Source organism: Bradyrhizobium sp. 31Argb (genome assembly GCF_043638955.1).
Classification (GTDB): domain Bacteria; phylum Pseudomonadota; class Alphaproteobacteria; order Rhizobiales; family Xanthobacteraceae; genus Bradyrhizobium.
The window spans coordinates 1-17,561 of record NZ_JBEGDB010000164.1; the positions used below are offsets into that span (position 1 = coordinate 1).

A 17,561-nucleotide genomic window follows, 5' to 3' on the forward strand; every position below is an offset into this window, starting at 1 on the left:
CTCCCTCGTTTGAGATTTCGACAACCTCATTCTGGCACAACTGATGCCGTAGGGGGCCGTCCACCCCATCAACCACAAATGTGGTATTGCGCAGGCCGAGGCCACTATCCCGTCCACGACCAACACCGGTGGTGATGGGTCCCGGCCTCCGCCGGGACGACGAATAGAGGATTAAGCCACGCTTTCCAAAAATGCTTCTTCCGCGGCTTGCACGGCGTCGGGGGTTCCGACATGCATCCAGACACCGTCGAGCCTGAGCCCGAACAGTCGTTCCTGCTCGTTGGCACGGTCGAACAGCTTGGTCAGCGAGAACTCGCCCGTGGGGGCGTCCGCAAAGATCGACGGCGACATGATCGCGGCGCCGGCATAGACGAACGGCACCACCTGCTGCTCCCGCCGCTTGCGCAGCGCGCCGTCCGGCAGCATGGAATAGTCGCCGCGACCGCCATAGCCGATGCTGTTCGCGGTCGGCGCCATCAAGAGCAGGATATCCATCTTCGTGGGGTCGAAGGTCTCCGCGAGCCGCGCCAGGTTTGGCCGCACGCCGTCGATCCACATCGTGTCGGCGTTGACGTGAAAGAACGGCTCAGGCCCGAGCAGCGGCAACGCCTTTACGACCGCGCCACCGGTGCCCAGCACCTTGTCACGCTCGTCCGAGATGATCACACGCGGCTGCTTCCGCGTCTTGACGTGCTCGATGATCTGGTCCGGCAGATAGTGCACATTGACCACGGCCTCGCTCACGCCGGCAGCGGCAAGCTTGTCCAGGACGTGATCGAGCAACGGCTGGCCCGCCACGCTCACCAGCGGCTTCGGCATATGGTCGGTCAAGGGCCGCATGCGCAGGCCGAGACCGGCAGCGAGGACCATGGCTTTACTGGGGGTGACGGACATTCTTCCGGGCTCTCGAACCGTTCAAATCGTGACGCGCGCCATCCTATCACGCCGATTTGGGGCGCGCATAAGATCGACGCGATAGTCGCCGGACATGACGGCCGTGCGACGGGGAAGAAAACGCGTCAAAAACAACAATCTTCAGGCGTCGGCGGGTTGCGAGCCGCGCTTGGCCGCCTTCTTCTTTTTGTCGCCCTGTTTGAGGAAATTGACCCCGATCTGGTCGCCATTGACCCAGGACAATTCACAGCGGCGATAGGCAAGCCCGGTCGATGACAACAGCAGGAAGAACTCCTTCAGGTGCAGGCCCTCCACCGAGCCCTCGACGGTCAGCTTGGCGCCGGTCTCGGAAACATCCTCCATGGTGCAGTCGCGTCGCCACGTGCCGTCGATCCCCATCATGTGCGCGGGAATGCCGCGTTCGAAGGTGACACGCTCGCCGCGGCGCCGTTCTGTCTTCATCGCCAAACTCAAACCCTCAACCAAGCCGCTCTGCATCCGGAGCGTGTGTCACACTAGGGCGGCTCGGGCTAACAGGGGGTAAATCAGGAAACCGGTGGCGGGACGTGGGCCGCGTACCATTCACGGAGGCCGGCCAGCGCCGGGTGGGCCAGTGAACGAGTGAGGTAAGTCCAGATCCGCGGCTGGTGCTTGAGATAATGCGGCTTGCCGTCCCGCCCGTTGAGCCGCGCGAAGATCCCGAGCAGACGCGTGTTACGCTGCGCCGACATGATCGCGTAGAGCTCGGCGAAGCTGGCCGCGTCGAAATGCTCCTCGGTGGCCCGCCGCGCCTTGATGTAGCGGGAGAGCAGCGTGAGCTCGAGCTGCTCGGGCACGTCGATCCGCGCGTCCTGCAACAGCGACACCAGATCATAGGTGGCAGGCCCGAGCACGGCGTCCTGGAAGTCGATCAGGCCCAGCCGCAGGATACCTGTACGCTCGCCAAGCCAGATCAGATTGGGCGAGTGGAAGTCGCGCAGCACCCAGGTCCGCGGCGCCGCGGCCGGCTTCTCCAGGAGCGTTCGCCACATCGCAAGAAATTCATCGCGCAGATCCGAGGCGAGGGTGATGCCGCGATCCGGCAAGTACCACTCGATCATCAAGCCCATCTCGACCAGCCAGGCGTCGATGTCGAAGACCGGGATGTCGTAGGTAAGCTGCGGCGTCAGCGGCAGCGCCTCCGGCAGTTTCTCCCGATGCAGGGCCGCCAGCATGTCGGTCGCGGCTTCGTAGCGCTCCGTGATCGGTGCCGGCGGATCGCCCTCGACGATGCCGTCCTTGCCGAAATCCTCGGTGATCAGGAATCCCAGATCGATGTCGGAGTGGCGGATCGCGGGTGCGGAGAAGCCGCGGTCGCGCAGTCCGTTGTCGATCGAGACGAACGGCTTGACGTCCTCGGCGAGATGGACGGCGGCGCTGTAGGACTTGCCGTCATAGATCGGCGGCCCGTCGGGGCGTCGCGGCGAGTTCATCAGGATGACGCTGCCATTGTCGTCGAACAGCCGGGCGTAGGAGCGGGTCGAGGCGTCGCCCGGCATGCGCTCGCGCCGCGCGTCGATGTAGCCGGCATTCTCGAGGAATTGGCGCAGCGCCTTCAGCCGCGTGACGACGGCGGCAGCCTTGCCGTGGCCGGTGATCTCGGCAGCGCGCGCGTTCGATCCCAGTGCCGGCCGGTGACTCAGCGCAATGTCGATGCGGTCCGGCGGCATGGCATCTGGTGCCCGCTCCGGCCATTCGATCAGCGCCACCGCGCCGTCAGGCAAAGGCGCCAGCCCGATCTCCTCGAGTTCGCTCGCGTCATTGATGCGATAGAGGTCGGCGTGAACAAGCGGGAACGCCGGCAGCTCGTAGCTTTGCGCCAGCGTAAACGTCGGGCTCGGCACTTCCAGCGTATCATCGGTGGCGAGATAGCGGATCAGCGCGCGGGCCGCCGCGGTCTTGCCGGCGCCGAGATCGCCGGAGAGCGCAATGACTTCGCCGGGGCCGATCAACAGCGCGAGATCGGCCATCAGATGCGCGGTCGCGGCCTCATTGGCGAGTGCGACCGAGAATGTGCTGGTGACAATCATTCGGCGGCGTTGCGATGCGCGTTCTGGTCGACCGGGAAGACGCAGGTCACGGTCGTGCCTCTGCCGACGGTCGAATCGACGCGGACCTTGCCACCATGCAGCTCGACGAAGGAGCGCACCAGCGACAGGCCGAGGCCGGCGCCGCGGTGCCGCGAGCCGTGGGAATGGCTCTCGAACCAGTTGAACACCTTGTCCTTGACCTCAGGCGCGATGCCTGGGCCGGTGTCGGTCACCGCGAACACGACACTGTGCTCGGCGCGTCGCGCAGAGATCGTGACCATCCCGTCATGCGGGGAGAAACCGACGGCGTTGGCGAGCAGGTTATAGAGCACCTGCACCACGCGTCGTTCATCGCCGATGAATTCGCCGATATTGGGCTCGATATCGACCTTGAGCGTGATGCGGTCGGTCGCGAGCCGGTCCTGGATGCCTTCGGCCGCGGCCTCGATCGTCTTGCCGATATCGACGGAGCCAAGCTCGAGCGTCATCGCGCCGGCATCGATGGTGGCGAGATCGAGGATGTTGTTGGTGAGCGCGAGCAATGCGTTGGTCGATTTGGTGACGTAGTCGAGATATTCGGCCTGCTTCGTATTGAGCGGTCCGGTCGCGGGATCAGACAGGAAATGCGCAAAGCCGATGATGGTGGTGAGCGGCGCGCGCAGTTCGTAGGACACGTGGTGGACGAAGTCGACCTTCATCTGGTCGGCCGCTTCCAGCGCCTCGTTGCGCTCGCGCAGCGCGCGTTCGACATTCTCGGTGTCGGTGATGTCCTGGAACGTCAGCATGGTCGCGCCGTCCGGCAGCGGCATGGTCATGCAATGCAGCACGCTGCCGTCCTTGCGCTCGAGCTTCAGCGCGACCTGGGCGCGGTTCTCGATCGCGGTGATCGCCTCGCGCAGCGCCCGCCAGACGATCGGATCGTCGAACAGCGGCCGGCACAGCGCTTCCACGGTCTCGATATGCGGCTGCTCGCGCAACGCGTCCGCCGGCAGCCTCCACATCTTCTCGAATACCGGGTTGAACAATTGCACGCGCCCGTTGCTGCCGAACACTGCGACCGCTTCGTTCAGATTGTCGAGGGTCTCGTGCTGGACCCGGATTAGGCCGTCGAAGCGACGCGCCAGATCGAGGCTTTCGGTGACGTTGTCGAAGAGATAGGTGACGCCGCCTTCGAGGTTCGGCGTGGTCACGACGCTGACCGCGCGGCCGTCGGGCAGGAACCAAGTGTAGCTCTCCGATTCGACCGCGCGATAGGCTTCGTGCAGCTTGGCCTTCCAGGCGCGGAAATCCGGCTGCTCCGGCAGTTTGCGGGCGGCGCGCAGCCGGTCGAGGACGCTGGAATCGTCCGGATTGCTATCGAGGAACGCCTGATCGAGGTCCCAGAGGCGGCGATAGGATTCGTTGTAGAAGGCAAGCCGGCGGTCGGCGTCGAACACGGCCACGCCGGAAGAGAGCTGGTCGAGGGTGCGGCGATGCGCTTCCGCCATCCGGGTGAGCGCGGCGCGAAGGGCGGCGACCTCGCTGGCGTCGATGGCGATGCCGGCGCTGCCGCCGGCAAGCTTCATCGCCTGGATGTCATAGATGCGCCGCTCGCCGCCGACCACGATCGGTAGTCGCGCGGCATAGGTCGAATATTCGTGCAGCGCCTTGGCCATCTCAACCCGCTGGTCGTTCTCCAGGAGTTCGAGATGGCGGTGGATCGCATCCGCGATGCTCGCGCCCTCGGTCGCCCGCAAATAGGCCGTGTTGGCATAGCGCAGGTCGTCCTGCGCATTCTTGGCCCAGATCGGCCAGGGTGCGGCGGCGGCGAAATCGCGCAGCAGCTCGGTCTCCTCCTGCAGCATCTTGTGGCGCAGATTGGCTTCGGCCAGCTCGCGACGCAAGCCGCCAAGCTCGCGCATCCGCACGATCGCCTGGCCGCCGATGGCGCGACCCATCGCCTCGATGGCGCGGCCGTTCGCGGTGGTGAGGTTCAGCAGAAAACCCTGGCCGGCCTCGCGCAGCGCGTCGACGGCGTGGTCCATCTGCAGCGCCGGTTCCGGCGGCAGCCAGGTTCCGAACGCCAGCACGCGCTGGGGCGAGTTCTGGGTCGCCTCCTGCGAGGTCAGCAATGCGATGTCACCGCTGATCTCGGGGCGGTTGTCGCCAGCCGCCCAGGAAATCAGGACCTGCGGCTCGGCAAACAGCAGCGCGCGCAGGCGATCGGATTGGGCCTGCAGATCAGCGATCTCGGCGCGCAGGCGCCCCTCGCTCCGGATGGCGCGAGCGCGTGTACGCATCAAGAGGATCGCGGCGACCACGGAAAAGCCGAGCAAGGCAACCGCGGCGGTGAAGAGCACGAATTCCTGGTGATCGAGGTCGAACCACGCCGAGATCACCGGCTCGAACAGCCAGTCGCCAGCGCGCGCCGATCCCGCGGGCAGCGCCAGCATGGCGGCGAGCCCAAGCAGGCCGTCGCGCGCCAGTGAGGTGCACGACAGCAGGGTTCGACGCATTGCGGCGACCACGCCCGACATAATTTGCCCCAGAACGCACGACTTCGGCCCGGCGTTAGACCCCCGCCGTGCACACGAATCGTAAGAGCATATCCTCAAGCTGACTCAGCGAGTAAGAGTCCAGATCGTGAACGCAAGACACGCTGTGAAAAATGCGGGGCTCAATTCGTGCGCCAGCGCAAATTTTATCCGTATTCGAATGGCTTATCGCTCGATCAAGTGCCGTAGCCCGGGTGAAGCGTTAGTGTAACCCGGGTCCGCTCGCGGATGTGGACGCGGATGTCCCGGGTTGCGCTGCGCTCCACCCGGGCTACGGGTCAACTATCTTCCCGTGGAGCCGAAGCCGCCGCCGCCTCGCTCGGTACTGGACAGCGCGGTCACCGGAACCAACTGCGCCTGCACGACCGGTGCGATCACCATCTGCGCGATGCGCTCGCCGCGTCGGATGGAAAACGGCGCCTCGCCGTGATTGATCAGGAGGACGTTGATCTCTCCCCGATAGTCGGCGTCGATCGTACCAGGCGAATTCAACACGGTCACGCCATGCTTGGCGGCAAGTCCGGAACGCGGCCGCACCTGCGCCTCGTAGCCCGGTGGCAGCGCGATCGTGAGCCCGGTCGGAACCATCGCGTATTTGCCTGATGCGAGCACCAGCGGCGCTTCTTCGGGCACTGCGGCCAACAGATCGAGCCCGGCGGCATCGGCGGTCTGGTAGGCCGGCAGCGGAAGACCTTCGGCATGCGGCAATTGCCTGACATCGACCTTGATCGTCGCACTCACGATTTTGTCTCCACGGCCTTCGCGATCCGGGCCACCAGTTCGGTCGCGACCTGTTCCTTGGTCATGACCGGCCAGGAATCGACGCTGATATCCTCGCCCCCACGCGTCAGCAGATGAACGGTGTTGCGGTCGCCACCCATCACGCCGGTGGCCGGTGAAACATCGTTGGCCACGATCCAGTCGCAGCCCTTGCGGGCGATCTTTGCCTTCGCATTCTCGATCAGATGCTCGGTCTCGGCGGCGAAGCCGATCACCAGCGGCGGGCGGTTGTCCTGCAGCTTGGCGATGGTGGCGAGGATGTCGGGGTTCTCGACCAGTTGCAGCGCCGGCACGCCGGCTGCGGTCTTCTTCAGCTTCTGCTCGCCTTCATTGGCGACCCGCCAGTCGGCGACCGCGGCGGCGAAGATCGCGACATCGACCGGCAGCGCCGCTTCCACCCGGTGCAGCATATCGCGCGCGGATTCCACAGAGATCACCGACACGCCCGCTGGATCGGCGAGATCGACCGGCCCGGAGACCAGGACGACCTCGGCGCCGGCATCGCGCGCGGCGGCGGCGATGGCAAAGCCCTGCTTGCCCGAGGAGCGGTTGGCGATATAGCGCACCGGATCGATCGCCTCATGTGTCGGCCCTGCGGTGATCAGCACGCGCTTGCCCTGAAGCGGGCGCGGATGCGGCGGGCGAAGGATGTGTTCGGCGGCGGCGGCGATTTCGGTCGGCTCGGCCATCCGCCCGACGCCAGCTTCGCCCGCTTCCGCCATCTCGCCGGCATTGGGGCCGACGGTCAGGATGCCGTCGCGGCGGAGCTGCAGCACATTGCGGCGGGTGGCGGCGTTGTTCCACATCAGCGGATTCATCGCCGGGGCCAGCAGGATCGGGCGGTTGGCGGCGAGCAGGATGGCGGAGGCGAGATCGTCGGCATGGCCATGCGTCATCTTGGCCATCAGATCCGCGGTCGCTGGCGCCACCACGATCAGGTCGCACTCGCGCGCCAGGCGGATGTGGCCGGCATCGAATTCGCTCTCGGGATCGAACAGGTCGGTATAGACGCGCTCATGCGACAGGGCGCTGGCCGCAAGCGGCGTGACGAATTGCTGCGCCGCCTTGGTCAGCACACAGCGGACCTGAATATGGCGCTCCTTGAGCCGTCGAATCAGGTCCAGCGCCTTGTAGGCGGCGATGCCGCCGCCGATGATCAGGGTGACCCGGGCGAGGCCATTGACCGATGCCACGGCGGCCTGCGGGCGCGACGCGGGAGCTGCGGGCGGGACCTCGGAGGGCTGCCCCGCAACCACCTCGCCCAAGATGACCCGTACCTCATCCTCGACCGAGCGCCCGTTACGGGCGGCGCGCAGGCGCAGTTCGTCTCGGACGGCGTCATCGAGCTTGCGAATAGTCAGATTGGCCATGGCCGCACCATCGATTTGACAGCAATGCTAGCAGCGTCCGCTATCATTGCAATCAAAGATTCCGGACCGCAATCAGGATTCCGATGAAAGTGGCCGCGATGATCCAGAGCGCGACGGTCCGCCAGCGGTTCTTGCGGCCCTCGGTCTGTCCCATCGCCGCGATCGTCTGCGGGGACAGCGTGACGCCCTCGCGCGTCATCTTCTCCAGACTACCCAGCACCGCCACTGCGCGCGAGGCGATGTCGGGCAGATGCGCCAGCACGCGGGCGAGTTCGCCGGCCCCTGACATCGCGCCCTGGATGCGCCCGACCGGTCCGAGATTGCGCTCGATCCATTCGCGCACCACGGGATCGGCGATCTTCCAGATGTCGAGCTTGGGGTCGAAGCCGCGCGCCACGCCTTCGACCACCACCATGGTCTTCTGCAGCAGGATCAATTCGGGGCGCGTCTGCATGTCGAATAGGCCGGTGACCTCGAGCAACAGCGTCAACAGCCGCGCCATCGAGATTTCCTCGGCGGTGCGGTTGTGGATCGGCTCGCCGATGGCGCGGATGGCTTGCGCGAAATTCTCCACCGAGTGATGCCCGGGCACGTAGCCGGCCTCGAAATGCACCTCGGCGACGCGGCGATAGTCGCGGGTGATGAAGCCGAGCAGGATCTCGGCGAGGAAGCGCCGCTCCTTCTGCTCGAGCCGGCCCATGATGCCGAAATCGACCGCCACCAGCCGGCCGGTATCATCGAGGAACAGATTGCCGGGATGCATGTCGGCGTGGAAGAAGCCGTCGCGCAGCGCGTGGCGCAGGAAACTCTGGATCACCTTGCGGCCGAGATCGGGCAGGTCGACCTCGGCTTGCTCCAGCCTGATACGGTCGTTCAGCGGAATGCCGTCGATCCATTCCATCGTCAGCACGTTATGGGTGGTGCGGTCCCAGTCCACCGCCGGCACGCGGAAATCCGGATCGTCGTTCGTGTTTTCCGCCATCTCGGAGAGGGCGGCGGCCTCCAGCCGCAGGTCCATCTCCATCGCGACCGAGCGCGACATCGTGTTGATGACCTCGACCAGCCGCAATCGCCGCGCTTCGGCCGAATGCGCTTCCGCCTTGTGTGCGACGAAGAAGAAATCGGAGAGGTCGCGGCGGAAGCGGGAGGCGACGTTCGGCCGCAACACCTTCACGGCCACCTGCCGGCGCACGCCATTACGCTCGATCTCGCCGCGGTGCACCTGCGCGATCGAGGCGGCGGCGACCGGGGGCCCGAGGCTCGCGAAAGCCTGCGCCAACGGGCGTTCCAGCGATTGCGCGATCACGGCTTCCGCTTCGGTCTGGGAGAATGGCGGCAGCCGGTCCTGCAGGCTCTCCAGATCCTTGGCCATCACCACGCCGACCACGTCGGGTCTTGTGGCAAGGAACTGGCCGAGCTTGAGATAGGCCGGCCCAAGCCGCGTCAGCGCGCGCGACAGCCTGGGTCCGGACTTGGCGCCGGGCCGTTCGATCAGGCGGGCCAGCCGCAGCAGAAGCTGCCCCGGTGGCGGCACAAGGGCCGGATCGACGACGCCGAACACGCCCTCGCGTGCGAAGACGTAGGCGGCGCGGGCGAGGCGCGCGATGTGTGTAGTTGCAGAGATCACAAACGCCAGCCCGAATGCAGCGCCACGATGCCGCCCGAGAGGATTTCCCATTTCACCCGCGCAAAGCCGGCGGCAGTGATCATCTCGGCAAAGGCGCTGGGCCGTGGAAACTTGCGGATCGATTCGACGAGATACTGATAGGACTCGGCGTCGCCGGTCACGGCGCGGCCGAGCGGCGGGATCACCCTGAACGAGAACAGGTCATAAAGCCGGTCGAGGCCGGGCACGTCGACGGTGGAAAATTCAAGACAGAGGAATCGGCTGCCGGGCCGCAGCACGCGATAGGCCTCGCGCAGCGCGATATCGATCCGCGGCACGTTGCGGATGCCGAATGCGATCGTGTAGGCGTCGAACGAACGGTCCGGAAAGCTCAACGTCTCGGCATTGCCGGCGACGAAGGAGACCCGGTCATCGAGATGCTGGGCGCGGGCGCGGTTGCGGCCAACCTCGAGCATGTCGGCATTGATGTCGCAGACAGTAGCGCGGAAACCGGGACCACCCGCCTTCGCCGCGCGGAACGCGATATCGCCGGTGCCGCCCGCGACGTCGAGCAGCGCGAACGGCGCCTCGCTCTTCGGCGGATTGAGCTGGGTGATCATGATGTCCTTCCAGACCCGGTGCAGGCCGATCGACATCAGATCGTTCATCAAGTCATAACGCGACGCTACGCTGTGGAACACCTCGTTCACCAGCGTCTGCTTCTCGCCCAGGGGAACGTCCCTGTAGCCGAAATGGGTGGTTTGGTCCCGCCGATCCATCAACGCACTACCTTAAGGAGCGACCATAGCGCGCCCGCCGCAATGGCGCTATCACGTCAGCACCGCCGCGCACAATCCACCAAACTGGTTGCGGTCTGGCGGATTGTTCGCAAATTGTTAATTTGGCGCGCGGTCGGGCGCAAAACCCCTTACACTTTTTGCCGATCGTGCCCCGTGTGAATGACATTTCCATGCCCGAACTCCCCGAAGTCGAGACCGTCCGCCGCGGCTTGCAGCCGTCCATGGAGGGCGCGAAAATCCTGAAGGCGGAAGCCCGCCGCAAGGACCTGCGGTTTCCCTTTCAGAAAGATTTTGTCGCACGGCTGGAGGGACAGACCGTCCAAGGTCTCGGCCGCCGCGCGAAATATCTGATGGCGGACCTGACCTCGGGCGACGTGCTCTTGATGCATCTGGGCATGTCCGGCTCGTTCCGCGTGCTCAAGGACGACGACAAGATCGCGCCGGGTCATTTTCATTATGAGCGGAATCAGGACCGCGCACACGATCATGTGATCTTCCACATGTCGTCGGGGGCCGCGATCATCTTCAACGATCCGCGCCGCTTCGGCTACATGAAGGTGATCGCGCGCAACGCAATCGAGGACGAGCCGCTGTTGAAGGGCCTCGGCCCCGAGCCGCTCGGCAATGAATTCGATGCCGCGATGCTGGCGCACTCCTGCGCCAACAAGAAGACCAGCCTGAAGGCGGCGCTGCTCGACCAGCGCGTGGTCGCAGGACTCGGCAATATCTATGTCTGCGAAGCGCTGTTTCGCTCGCACCTGTCGCCGCGGCGGCTGGCGGCGACGCTTGCCACGAAGGCCGGACAACGCAAGGGCGTTGCCGGGGGGGAGCCGACGGAGCATGCCAAACGATTGGTCACTGCGATCCACGATGTGCTGAACCAGGCGATCAAGGCCGGCGGCTCATCGTTGCGCGATCATCGCCAGACCAATGGCGAGCTCGGCTATTTCCAGCATTCGTTTCAGGTCTATGATCGCGAAGGCGAGAAGTGCCCGACTCCAGGCTGCGGCGGCACCGTGAAACGCTTCACCCAGAACGGCCGTTCGACCTTCTGGTGCCCGAAATGCCAGAAATAACCAACAACAAGGGGAGCGACGTCATGAGCGACAATTGGCGCGATCGCGCGGCGACAAGTTTCGAATGCGAGAAGCAACCAGCCATCTCCAGCCGCGGCATGGTGGTCAGCAATCATCCGCTGGCCTCAAGCGCGGGCGCCGAGATGCTGGCCGCTGGCGGCAATGCCATCGATGCGGCGATCGCGACATTGTTCACGCTGACTGTGGTCGAGCCGATGATGGTCGGCATCATCGGCGGCGGCATGGCGCATATCCGCCTCGCCGACGGCACGCACCGCTTCATCGACGGCCAGAGCACCGTGCCGCTCGCGGTCCGGCCCGACACTTACAGTTCGAAGCCGGGTTCGGCGCACGATGTGTTCGACACCCTCGGCGATGAGAATTGCGTGGGCCCGAAGGCGGTTGCAGTGCCGGGTTCGCTGATGGCCTGGTGCGAGACGCTGCGGCGGTTCGGCACCATGAGCCTTGCCGATGTCATGCAGCCCGCGATCAAGCATGCCGCCCGCGGCTATGCCGTGACGCCTTACCTGCACGAATGCATCCGCGAGAGCGCTGCTGACATGCTGAAGGACAAGCCGATTTCGGCGATCTACCTTCCGAACGGCGAACCGCTGAAGATCGGCGAACGCGTGGTGCAGGCCGAATACGCGGAGACCCTGCGGTATATCGCCGAGCATGGTGAAGCCGCGTTCTATCAGGGCTCGCTCGGCGATATCCTTGTCGATTACATGGAGAAGAACGGCGGATATATTCGCCGCGCCGATCTCGCAGCCTACAAGACCGTCGAGCGCCAGCCGATCCGCGCCGATTATCGCGGCTGGGCCATCCTGGGACCACCGCCGCCGGCGGCATCGGGCGTGCATATCGCGGAGATGCTGAATATCCTCGAAGGCTACGACATCGCGAGCCTCGGTTTCGGCACCGCCGAGACGATCCACTATCTCGCCGAAGTGCTGAAGATCGCCTTTGCCGACCGTGCAGCGGCGAGCGGCGATCCCGCCTATGTCAACGTGCCCGTCGAGCGGCTGACGTCGAAAGCCTATGCCGAGGAGCGCCGCCGTGCGATCGATCCCAATCGGGCGCAGGCCTGGGGTGCGGGCGTTGCGCAGCTCGAAGGTGCGCATACCACGCATCTGACCGCGGCGGATGCGTTCGGCAACGTGGTCGCGACCACCCAGACCATCAACAATCTGTTCGGCGCGAAGATCCTGATCCCGGGCTTAGGTGCCATCGCGAACAATTACATGCATCTGTTCGATCCGCGTCCCGGCCACGCGCTGTCGCTGGCAGCGGGCAAGCGCGTCACCACTTCGATGTCGCCGATGATGGCTTTGCGCGACGGCAAGCTGAAGTATGCGCTGGGCCTGCCCGGGGGAAAACGCATCTTCCCCAGCGCCATGCAGGCGCTGATCAACCTGATCGACCACGGCATGAGCCTGCAGGAAGCGGTCGAGGCGCCGCGGGTGTGGACCGAGGGCAATGCGCTCGAAGTCGAGCTCGCCGTTCCCGAGAGCGTGCGCGAGAAACTCACGAGTCTGGGTCACACGGTTGCGCCGGTATCCTCCGTCGCCGGCGGCATGAACGCGATCCAGTTTGAAGAGGATGGTTGCATGCAAGGCGCCGCCTGCTGGCGCGCCGACGGCACGCCGGTCGGGATCGCCGGCGGGCTGGCGCGTGCGGGCGTGAGGTTCAGGCTGGTATGAAGGCGCTCGGTCCGCTCCCTCGCCCCGCTCTTGCGGGGAGAGGGTTGGGGTGAGGGGCTCGCGCCGCAAATACGGTGAGAGATGAGTTCGCGGAGGCAGCCCCTCACCCGGATTGCATCTTGCGATGCAATCCGGCCTCTCCCCGCGCGCGGGGAGAGGCGAAGAGCAAGTGTCACTTCCGCACGCAGATCACGCGCACCACGGCGGCTTTTGCGTCGGACGATGTGCCATTCGCAGTCACGCCATGCGCTTTCAGGAAGTCGCGCACCGTCTCGGCCGGCGCCAGCATCGCCTGCGAGGCAGGTGCCGCGTTCGCGGGGCCGGCGACGACCACCGGCTTCAGCAGCGCGAGTCCGGCGAACTTGCCGTCGGTATCGAGCGCCGCGGCGCCGGAGAAGCCGATCGCGGGCGCCGGTGTCAGCGTGACGTCGCTGCCGATAGGCGTGGCTGTCGCCTTGGCGCTGCTCACGGCGTTGCCGCCGCCCTGGTTCTGCGGATCGGCGATGCCGGTGAGGTCGAGCGCCGGCTTGGCGCCAGTGGCGCCGACATTCAGCGGCTTCAATCCGCGCGCGCCATAGATGTGCAGCAGCGCGAGATCGTGCTCCTTGTCCTCGGCGATCCGGTCGGCATTGCCGTGGCCGCCGATCGTGATCGCGATGCATTCGTCGGTGACCAGCCGGTCGGTGACGATCGCGCCGTCATCGCTGACGATTACGCCGGTGCCGTATTCCACGGTTTTGCGCGGCGGGGGACCGGCAACCTGCGGACCGGTCGGAAACGCGTTGAAGGCGCTCGACATCGCGATCACCACCGGCTCGACGGTATTTTCAGTCGCCTGGTCGTAGAGGATGGTGAGGATGCGGACTTCGTCGCCCTTGAACATGCCGCGGATGTAGAATTTCTTCAGCCCCTGCAGGCCCGAGAGCACGAAGAAGTCCGGCTTGACGACGGTGTAGTCGACGGTCCGTCCCGGCTCCTTCTTCTCGCGTTCGGCAAGTTTTGCGGTGGTCGGGTTCGCCTCTTTGCGGCGCGCCAGCACGACCTGGACGGTCCCCGTCGGCGAGGTCCATTTGGCGCCGTCGACGCCGCTTGCGAGTTGCGGAACCAGTTTGCTGGGAATGCCGAGCCGCGCTCCGGTGCCGGGCTCGGTGACGATCCGCCATCCGACGCTCTCCTGCTTGCGCCGCGCGGTTTCGGCCAGCACGCCGCGCTCCTGCGGGTTCAGCACGCCGGTGGGCTTGCCGCCGCGCGATTTCTGGAATTCCTTGATCGCATTGACCATGCGCTCGCTGACATCGCCGGTGATCGCGCCATTATACTGGCCGACCCAGGCGAGATCGGATTGCAGCGCGAGCCGCTCGGCCTGCGTCATCCCGTTGGCCGTCTCCTCGGGCTTCTGCAGCGCGGGGCGGACCGGCACGGTCGCGACCGTCTTTGGCTTGGCGCCCGCGGTCGCTGGCGGCGTCGTCTGCGCCTGCGCGGTGCCCATTGTCACGACTATCAATGTTGCCGAAAGCATCGATCTCATGACAAATCCGGGAGGTTATTGCGCGGTGGGCCGATTATGCACATCTGCTTGGTCGACAACAACCGCACCTGGGTTCACGACTCCGACCTCATCCTGAGGAGGCCGCGAAGCGGCCGTCTCGAAGGATGGCCACGGGCGAGACTGGGGCCTCATGGTTCGAGACGCGCTGCGCGCTCCTCACCATGAGGGTCGGGCAGGGACCGCGAGGAAGGACAAAGTCGACAATGCTGACTGCTGACGAACTCGAACGCTACGCCCGTCACATCGTGCTGCGCGAAGTCGGCGGCCCCGGGCAGGCGGCGCTGAAGGAGGCTTCGGTGCTGGTGATCGGCGCCGGCGGCCTTGGTGCGCCGGCGCTGATGTATCTGGCGGCGGCCGGCGTCGGCACGCTCGGGGTCGTCGATGACGATATCGTGTCGCTCTCCAATCTGCAGCGCCAGGTCATCCATGCGACGCCGGACATCGGCAAACGCAAGGTGGACAGCGCCGCGGAGCAGATCCATGCGCTCAACCCGCATGTCAATTTCGAGGCGCATGCGGTGCGGCTCGACGCTGATAACGTGATGGCGCTGATCGGCGGCTATGATCTGGTGCTCGATGGCTCCGATAATTTCGAGACGCGCTATCTCGTCTCCGATGCCTGCTTCCTCGCCGGCAAGACGCTGATCACGGCCGCGCTCGGCGTGTTCGACGGCTCGCTGACCACGATCCGCGCGCATGAGAAGAACGCTGCCGGCGAGTTCAACCCGACCTATCGCTGCCTGTTCCCGGAGCCGCCGCCGCCCGGCACGGTGCCGGCCTGCGCGGAAGCCGGCGTGATGGGCGCGCTCGCCGGTATCCTGGGCTCGATGATGGCGCTGGAGGCGATCCGCGAAATCGTCGGCTTCGGCGAGGGCCTGGTCGGGCGCCTGTTGATGGTGGATGCGCGCGCGATGCGCTTCGAGACCCTGCGTTACGCGCGCGATCCGGCCAATCCGCTCAACGGTGACAACCCCGTCATCACCGATCTGAGCGCGCATCGCACTTGATTGCGGTCGTTACGTTGTGGCCGGCTTCTCGCTGTCCAGATGTGCCATCTGCTCGGCGGCATAGCGCGTGCCCGAGGCGACATCCGGCGGGAAGGCTTTTGCCAGCGCCGCAAGGTGAGCCTGAGTCAGCGTGACCTTGATCGCGCCAAGTGCTTCGGTGAGACGGTTGCGGGTGCGGGCGCCGACCAGCGGCACGATCTCCTTGCCCTGCGCCGCCACCCAGGCGATTGCGACCTGTGCCGGCGTTGCGCCGATCTCGCTGGCGATCGCGCGCAACGACTCCACGAGCGCGAGATTGGCGTCGAGGTTCGCGCCCTGGAAGCGCGGCGTCATCAGCCGGTAGTCCTTGCCAACCTTGCCGCTGTCCTTCGTCCAGTGGCCGCTGATCAGGCCGCGGGACAGCACGCCATAGGCGGTGATGCCGATGCCGAGCTCGCGGCAGGTCTTGAGGATGTCGCGCTCGATGCCGCGTGCGATCAGCGAATATTCGATCTGGAGATCGACGATCGGGTGCACGGCATGCGCCCGTCGGATCGTGTCGGAGCCGACTTCGGACAGGCCGATATGCCTGATGTAGCCGGCATTCACCATCTCGGCGATGCCGCCGATCGTCTCTTCGATGGGAACGTTGGGATCGAGACGCGCGGGTCGGTAGATGTCGATGTAGTCGGTGCCGAGCCGTTGCAGCGAATAGGCAAGAAAATTCTTGATCGCGGCGGGGCGGCAATCCATCCCTGCGAATTCGCCGCCGGGACCGCGCAACGCACCGAACTTCACGCTGATCTGCGCCTTGTCGCGCGGGCGATCCTTCAGCGCTTCGCGGACCAGCATTTCATTGTGGCCCATGGCGTAGAAGTCGCCGGTGTCGAGCAGCGTGATTCCGGCATCGAGTGCTGCATGGATCGTGGCGATGCTCTCGCCGCGATCGACCGGTCCATAGACCTCCGACATGCCCATGCAGCCGAGACCAAGGGCCGAAACGGTGGGGCCGGTTGAACCGAGTTTGCGTTGTTCCATGTTGGCTCTCCTCGAAAAGGCGGCTGCTTGCGCCGCGTGACGAGGGCGGATATGCGTGCTTTCCATTACGCTGATAAGCTGGACAATCCCGAATAGCTTGTTCAGTATATCGAACAATGCAGGATTTCGATCTTCGCGACCTTAAAGCCTTCCTCGCCGTGGCCCGCACGCAGAATTTTCGGCGCGCGGCGCTGGAGCAGCGCGTCTCGGTCTCCAGCCTCAGCCAGCGGCTGCGCGACATGGAGGAGCGGCTCGGCGTGCGCCTGATGAACCGCACCACGCGCAGCGTGGCGCTGACCGAAGCCGGCGAACTGTTGCTTGCGCGCGTGGGCCCTGCGATGCGCGATGTCGGCGCGGCGCTCGATCAGGTGCGCGGCTTACGCGGCGTGCCGTCAGGTCGCCTGCGCATCAATGCGCCACCGCCGGCCATCGACCTGGTGCTGGCGCCGATGGTGGCGCCGTTCCTGGCAAAATATCCGCAAGTCGATCTGGAGATCATCGCCGAGAGCGCGTTCGTCGACATCGTCGCGGAAGGGTTCGATGCCGGCGTGCGCTATGGCGAGCATCTCGCGCAGGACATGATCGCGGTATCGCTTGGGCCGCCGCAACGCTACGCAGTCGTGGCCTCGCGCGACTATGTCGCGCAGCACGGCCGGCCGACGCAGCCAAAGGACCTGCTCGACCATCCCTGTATCCGCACCCGCTTCGGCAGCGGCGCAATGTACGATTGGGAGTTCGAAAAAGCAGGACGCTTGGTCAAGGTGTCGCCGCCGGCCAAGCTGATCGCAACCTATCTCGGCCTTGCGTTGCGGGCCGTCCATGACGGTGTCGGTTATTGGGCGACGTTCGAGGGATACGTGCGCTATGGCGTCAAATCCGGCGCGCTGGTCAGCGTGCTCGACGATTGGTGCGCGCCGTTCCCGGGTCCGTTCCTCTATTATCCGAGCCGCCGCCAACCGCCGCCGGCACTCGCCGCCTTCGTGGCGTTCGTTGCCGACTGGCGCAAGCGAGAGCGGAGGAAAAAAAGCTCGTAGCCCGGATGGAGCGAAGCGCAATCCGGGGCCACTTTGTCCCCGGAAAGTGAAGTGCACCCTTATCGTGAGACACGATAATCAGGGACAGGAGCCCGCCGCTTGAGGCGGCAGGGCGGGTTGAT

General features: G+C 65.4%; 14 protein-coding genes. 4 read left to right on the forward strand and 10 right to left on the reverse strand.

Going from position 1 to position 17,561, the window contains the following annotated elements:
* Positions 1 to 171 precede the first annotated feature (171 nt).
* The 8 genes from AAFX91_RS26605 to ubiE all read right to left on the reverse strand — a co-directional run bounded on the left by AAFX91_RS26605 (position 172) and on the right by ubiE (position 10,032).
* Positions 172 to 894: a nucleotidyltransferase family protein gene (locus AAFX91_RS26605; RefSeq protein WP_130579856.1), complete on the reverse strand. Its 723-nt coding sequence runs from the start codon at positions 892 to 894 to the stop codon at positions 172 to 174.
* A 141-nt stretch (positions 895 to 1,035) separates the two neighbouring features.
* A complete protein-coding gene (locus tag AAFX91_RS26610; RefSeq protein ID WP_282528715.1) occupies positions 1,036 to 1,362 on the reverse strand; it encodes a PilZ domain-containing protein in 327 nt (108 codons plus the stop codon).
* 77 nt (positions 1,363 to 1,439) lie between these two features.
* Positions 1,440 to 2,963 (reverse strand): tRNA (adenosine(37)-N6)-threonylcarbamoyltransferase complex ATPase subunit type 1 TsaE, encoded by a 1,524-nt coding sequence (tsaE, locus tag AAFX91_RS26615; RefSeq protein ID WP_394568629.1) that lies wholly within the window; start codon positions 2,961 to 2,963, stop codon positions 1,440 to 1,442.
* On the reverse strand, positions 2,960 to 5,479 hold the full coding sequence (locus tag AAFX91_RS26620) for a PAS domain-containing sensor histidine kinase (protein ID WP_130579859.1): 2,520 nt from the start codon (positions 5,477 to 5,479) through the stop codon (positions 2,960 to 2,962). Before AAFX91_RS26620 ends, tsaE begins: the two co-directional genes overlap by 4 nt.
* 300 nt (positions 5,480 to 5,779) lie before the next feature.
* Positions 5,780 to 6,238: a dUTP diphosphatase gene (dut, locus tag AAFX91_RS26625; protein ID WP_130579860.1), complete on the reverse strand. Its 459-nt coding sequence runs from the start codon at positions 6,236 to 6,238 to the stop codon at positions 5,780 to 5,782.
* The gene (coaBC, locus tag AAFX91_RS26630) at positions 6,235 to 7,647 is read right to left on the reverse strand and encodes a bifunctional phosphopantothenoylcysteine decarboxylase/phosphopantothenate--cysteine ligase CoaBC (protein WP_394568630.1); all 1,413 of its coding nucleotides are present in this window, start codon (positions 7,645 to 7,647) and stop codon (positions 6,235 to 6,237) included. Before coaBC ends, dut begins: the two co-directional genes overlap by 4 nt.
* Before the next feature lie 52 nt (positions 7,648 to 7,699).
* Positions 7,700 to 9,274 (reverse strand): 2-polyprenylphenol 6-hydroxylase, encoded by a 1,575-nt coding sequence (ubiB, locus tag AAFX91_RS26635; RefSeq protein ID WP_130582852.1) that lies wholly within the window; start codon positions 9,272 to 9,274, stop codon positions 7,700 to 7,702.
* Positions 9,271 to 10,032, reverse strand: coding sequence for a bifunctional demethylmenaquinone methyltransferase/2-methoxy-6-polyprenyl-1,4-benzoquinol methylase UbiE (gene ubiE, locus AAFX91_RS26640; RefSeq protein ID WP_130582851.1), 762 nt, complete (start codon positions 10,030 to 10,032; stop codon positions 9,271 to 9,273). The genes ubiB and ubiE overlap by 4 nt, the downstream gene beginning before the upstream one ends.
* Before the next feature lie 191 nt (positions 10,033 to 10,223).
* Here ubiE and mutM point away from each other — a divergent pair, with 191 nt between their 5' ends.
* Together mutM and ggt are read left to right on the forward strand one after the other, a co-directional pair.
* The gene (mutM, locus tag AAFX91_RS26645; RefSeq protein WP_130582850.1) at positions 10,224 to 11,129 is read left to right on the forward strand and encodes a bifunctional DNA-formamidopyrimidine glycosylase/DNA-(apurinic or apyrimidinic site) lyase; all 906 of its coding nucleotides are present in this window, start codon (positions 10,224 to 10,226) and stop codon (positions 11,127 to 11,129) included.
* A 23-nt stretch (positions 11,130 to 11,152) separates the two neighbouring features.
* A complete protein-coding gene (ggt, locus tag AAFX91_RS26650) occupies positions 11,153 to 12,832 on the forward strand; it encodes a gamma-glutamyltransferase (RefSeq protein ID WP_394568631.1) in 1,680 nt (559 codons plus the stop codon).
* Positions 12,833 to 13,004: 172 nt separating this feature from the next.
* Here ggt and AAFX91_RS26655 read toward each other — a convergent pair whose 3' ends face one another.
* Positions 13,005 to 14,360, reverse strand: a complete 1,356-nt coding sequence (locus AAFX91_RS26655; RefSeq protein WP_130582849.1) for a serine protease — start codon at positions 14,358 to 14,360, stop codon at positions 13,005 to 13,007.
* Positions 14,361 to 14,584: 224 nt separating this feature from the next.
* Between AAFX91_RS26655 and AAFX91_RS26660 the strand changes: the two genes are divergently transcribed.
* Entirely contained in the window at positions 14,585 to 15,388 is an 804-nt protein-coding gene (locus AAFX91_RS26660; RefSeq protein ID WP_130582848.1) for a molybdopterin-synthase adenylyltransferase MoeB, read from the forward strand.
* 9 nt (positions 15,389 to 15,397) lie between these two features.
* On the opposite strand, the gene AAFX91_RS26665 is transcribed toward AAFX91_RS26660, so the two are convergent.
* Entirely contained in the window at positions 15,398 to 16,405 is a 1,008-nt protein-coding gene (locus tag AAFX91_RS26665; protein ID WP_130582847.1) for an aldo/keto reductase, read from the reverse strand.
* 116 nt (positions 16,406 to 16,521) lie between these two features.
* Here AAFX91_RS26665 and AAFX91_RS26670 point away from each other — a divergent pair, with 116 nt between their 5' ends.
* Positions 16,522 to 17,439 carry a LysR family transcriptional regulator gene (locus AAFX91_RS26670; protein WP_282528704.1) on the forward strand — a complete coding sequence of 306 codons (918 nt, stop codon included), beginning with the start codon at positions 16,522 to 16,524 and terminating at the stop codon, positions 17,437 to 17,439.
* Positions 17,440 to 17,561: the final 122 nt, after the last annotated feature.

What these genes read in the sequence shown, in the direction of transcription:
- AAFX91_RS26660 (WP_130582848.1), top strand. Translation starts at nt 14,585, where the DNA reads ATGCTGACTGCTGACGAACTCGAACGCTACGCCCGTCACATCGTGCTG.
- AAFX91_RS26665 (WP_130582847.1), bottom strand. Translation starts at nt 16,405, where the DNA reads ATGGAACAACGCAAACTCGGTTCAACCGGCCCCACCGTTTCGGCCCTT.
- AAFX91_RS26655 (WP_130582849.1), bottom strand. Translation starts at nt 14,360, where the DNA reads ATGAGATCGATGCTTTCGGCAACATTGATAGTCGTGACAATGGGCACC.
- AAFX91_RS26670 (WP_282528704.1), top strand. Translation starts at nt 16,522, where the DNA reads ATGCAGGATTTCGATCTTCGCGACCTTAAAGCCTTCCTCGCCGTGGCC.
- ubiE (WP_130582851.1), bottom strand. Translation starts at nt 10,032, where the DNA reads ATGGATCGGCGGGACCAAACCACCCATTTCGGCTACAGGGACGTTCCC.
- tsaE (WP_394568629.1), bottom strand. Translation starts at nt 2,963, where the DNA reads ATGATTGTCACCAGCACATTCTCGGTCGCACTCGCCAATGAGGCCGCG.
- mutM (WP_130582850.1), top strand. Translation starts at nt 10,224, where the DNA reads ATGCCCGAACTCCCCGAAGTCGAGACCGTCCGCCGCGGCTTGCAGCCG.
- coaBC (WP_394568630.1), bottom strand. Translation starts at nt 7,647, where the DNA reads ATGGCCAATCTGACTATTCGCAAGCTCGATGACGCCGTCCGAGACGAA.
- AAFX91_RS26605 (WP_130579856.1), bottom strand. Translation starts at nt 894, where the DNA reads ATGTCCGTCACCCCCAGTAAAGCCATGGTCCTCGCTGCCGGTCTCGGC.
- ggt (WP_394568631.1), top strand. Translation starts at nt 11,153, where the DNA reads ATGAGCGACAATTGGCGCGATCGCGCGGCGACAAGTTTCGAATGCGAG.
- AAFX91_RS26620 (WP_130579859.1), bottom strand. Translation starts at nt 5,479, where the DNA reads ATGTCGGGCGTGGTCGCCGCAATGCGTCGAACCCTGCTGTCGTGCACC.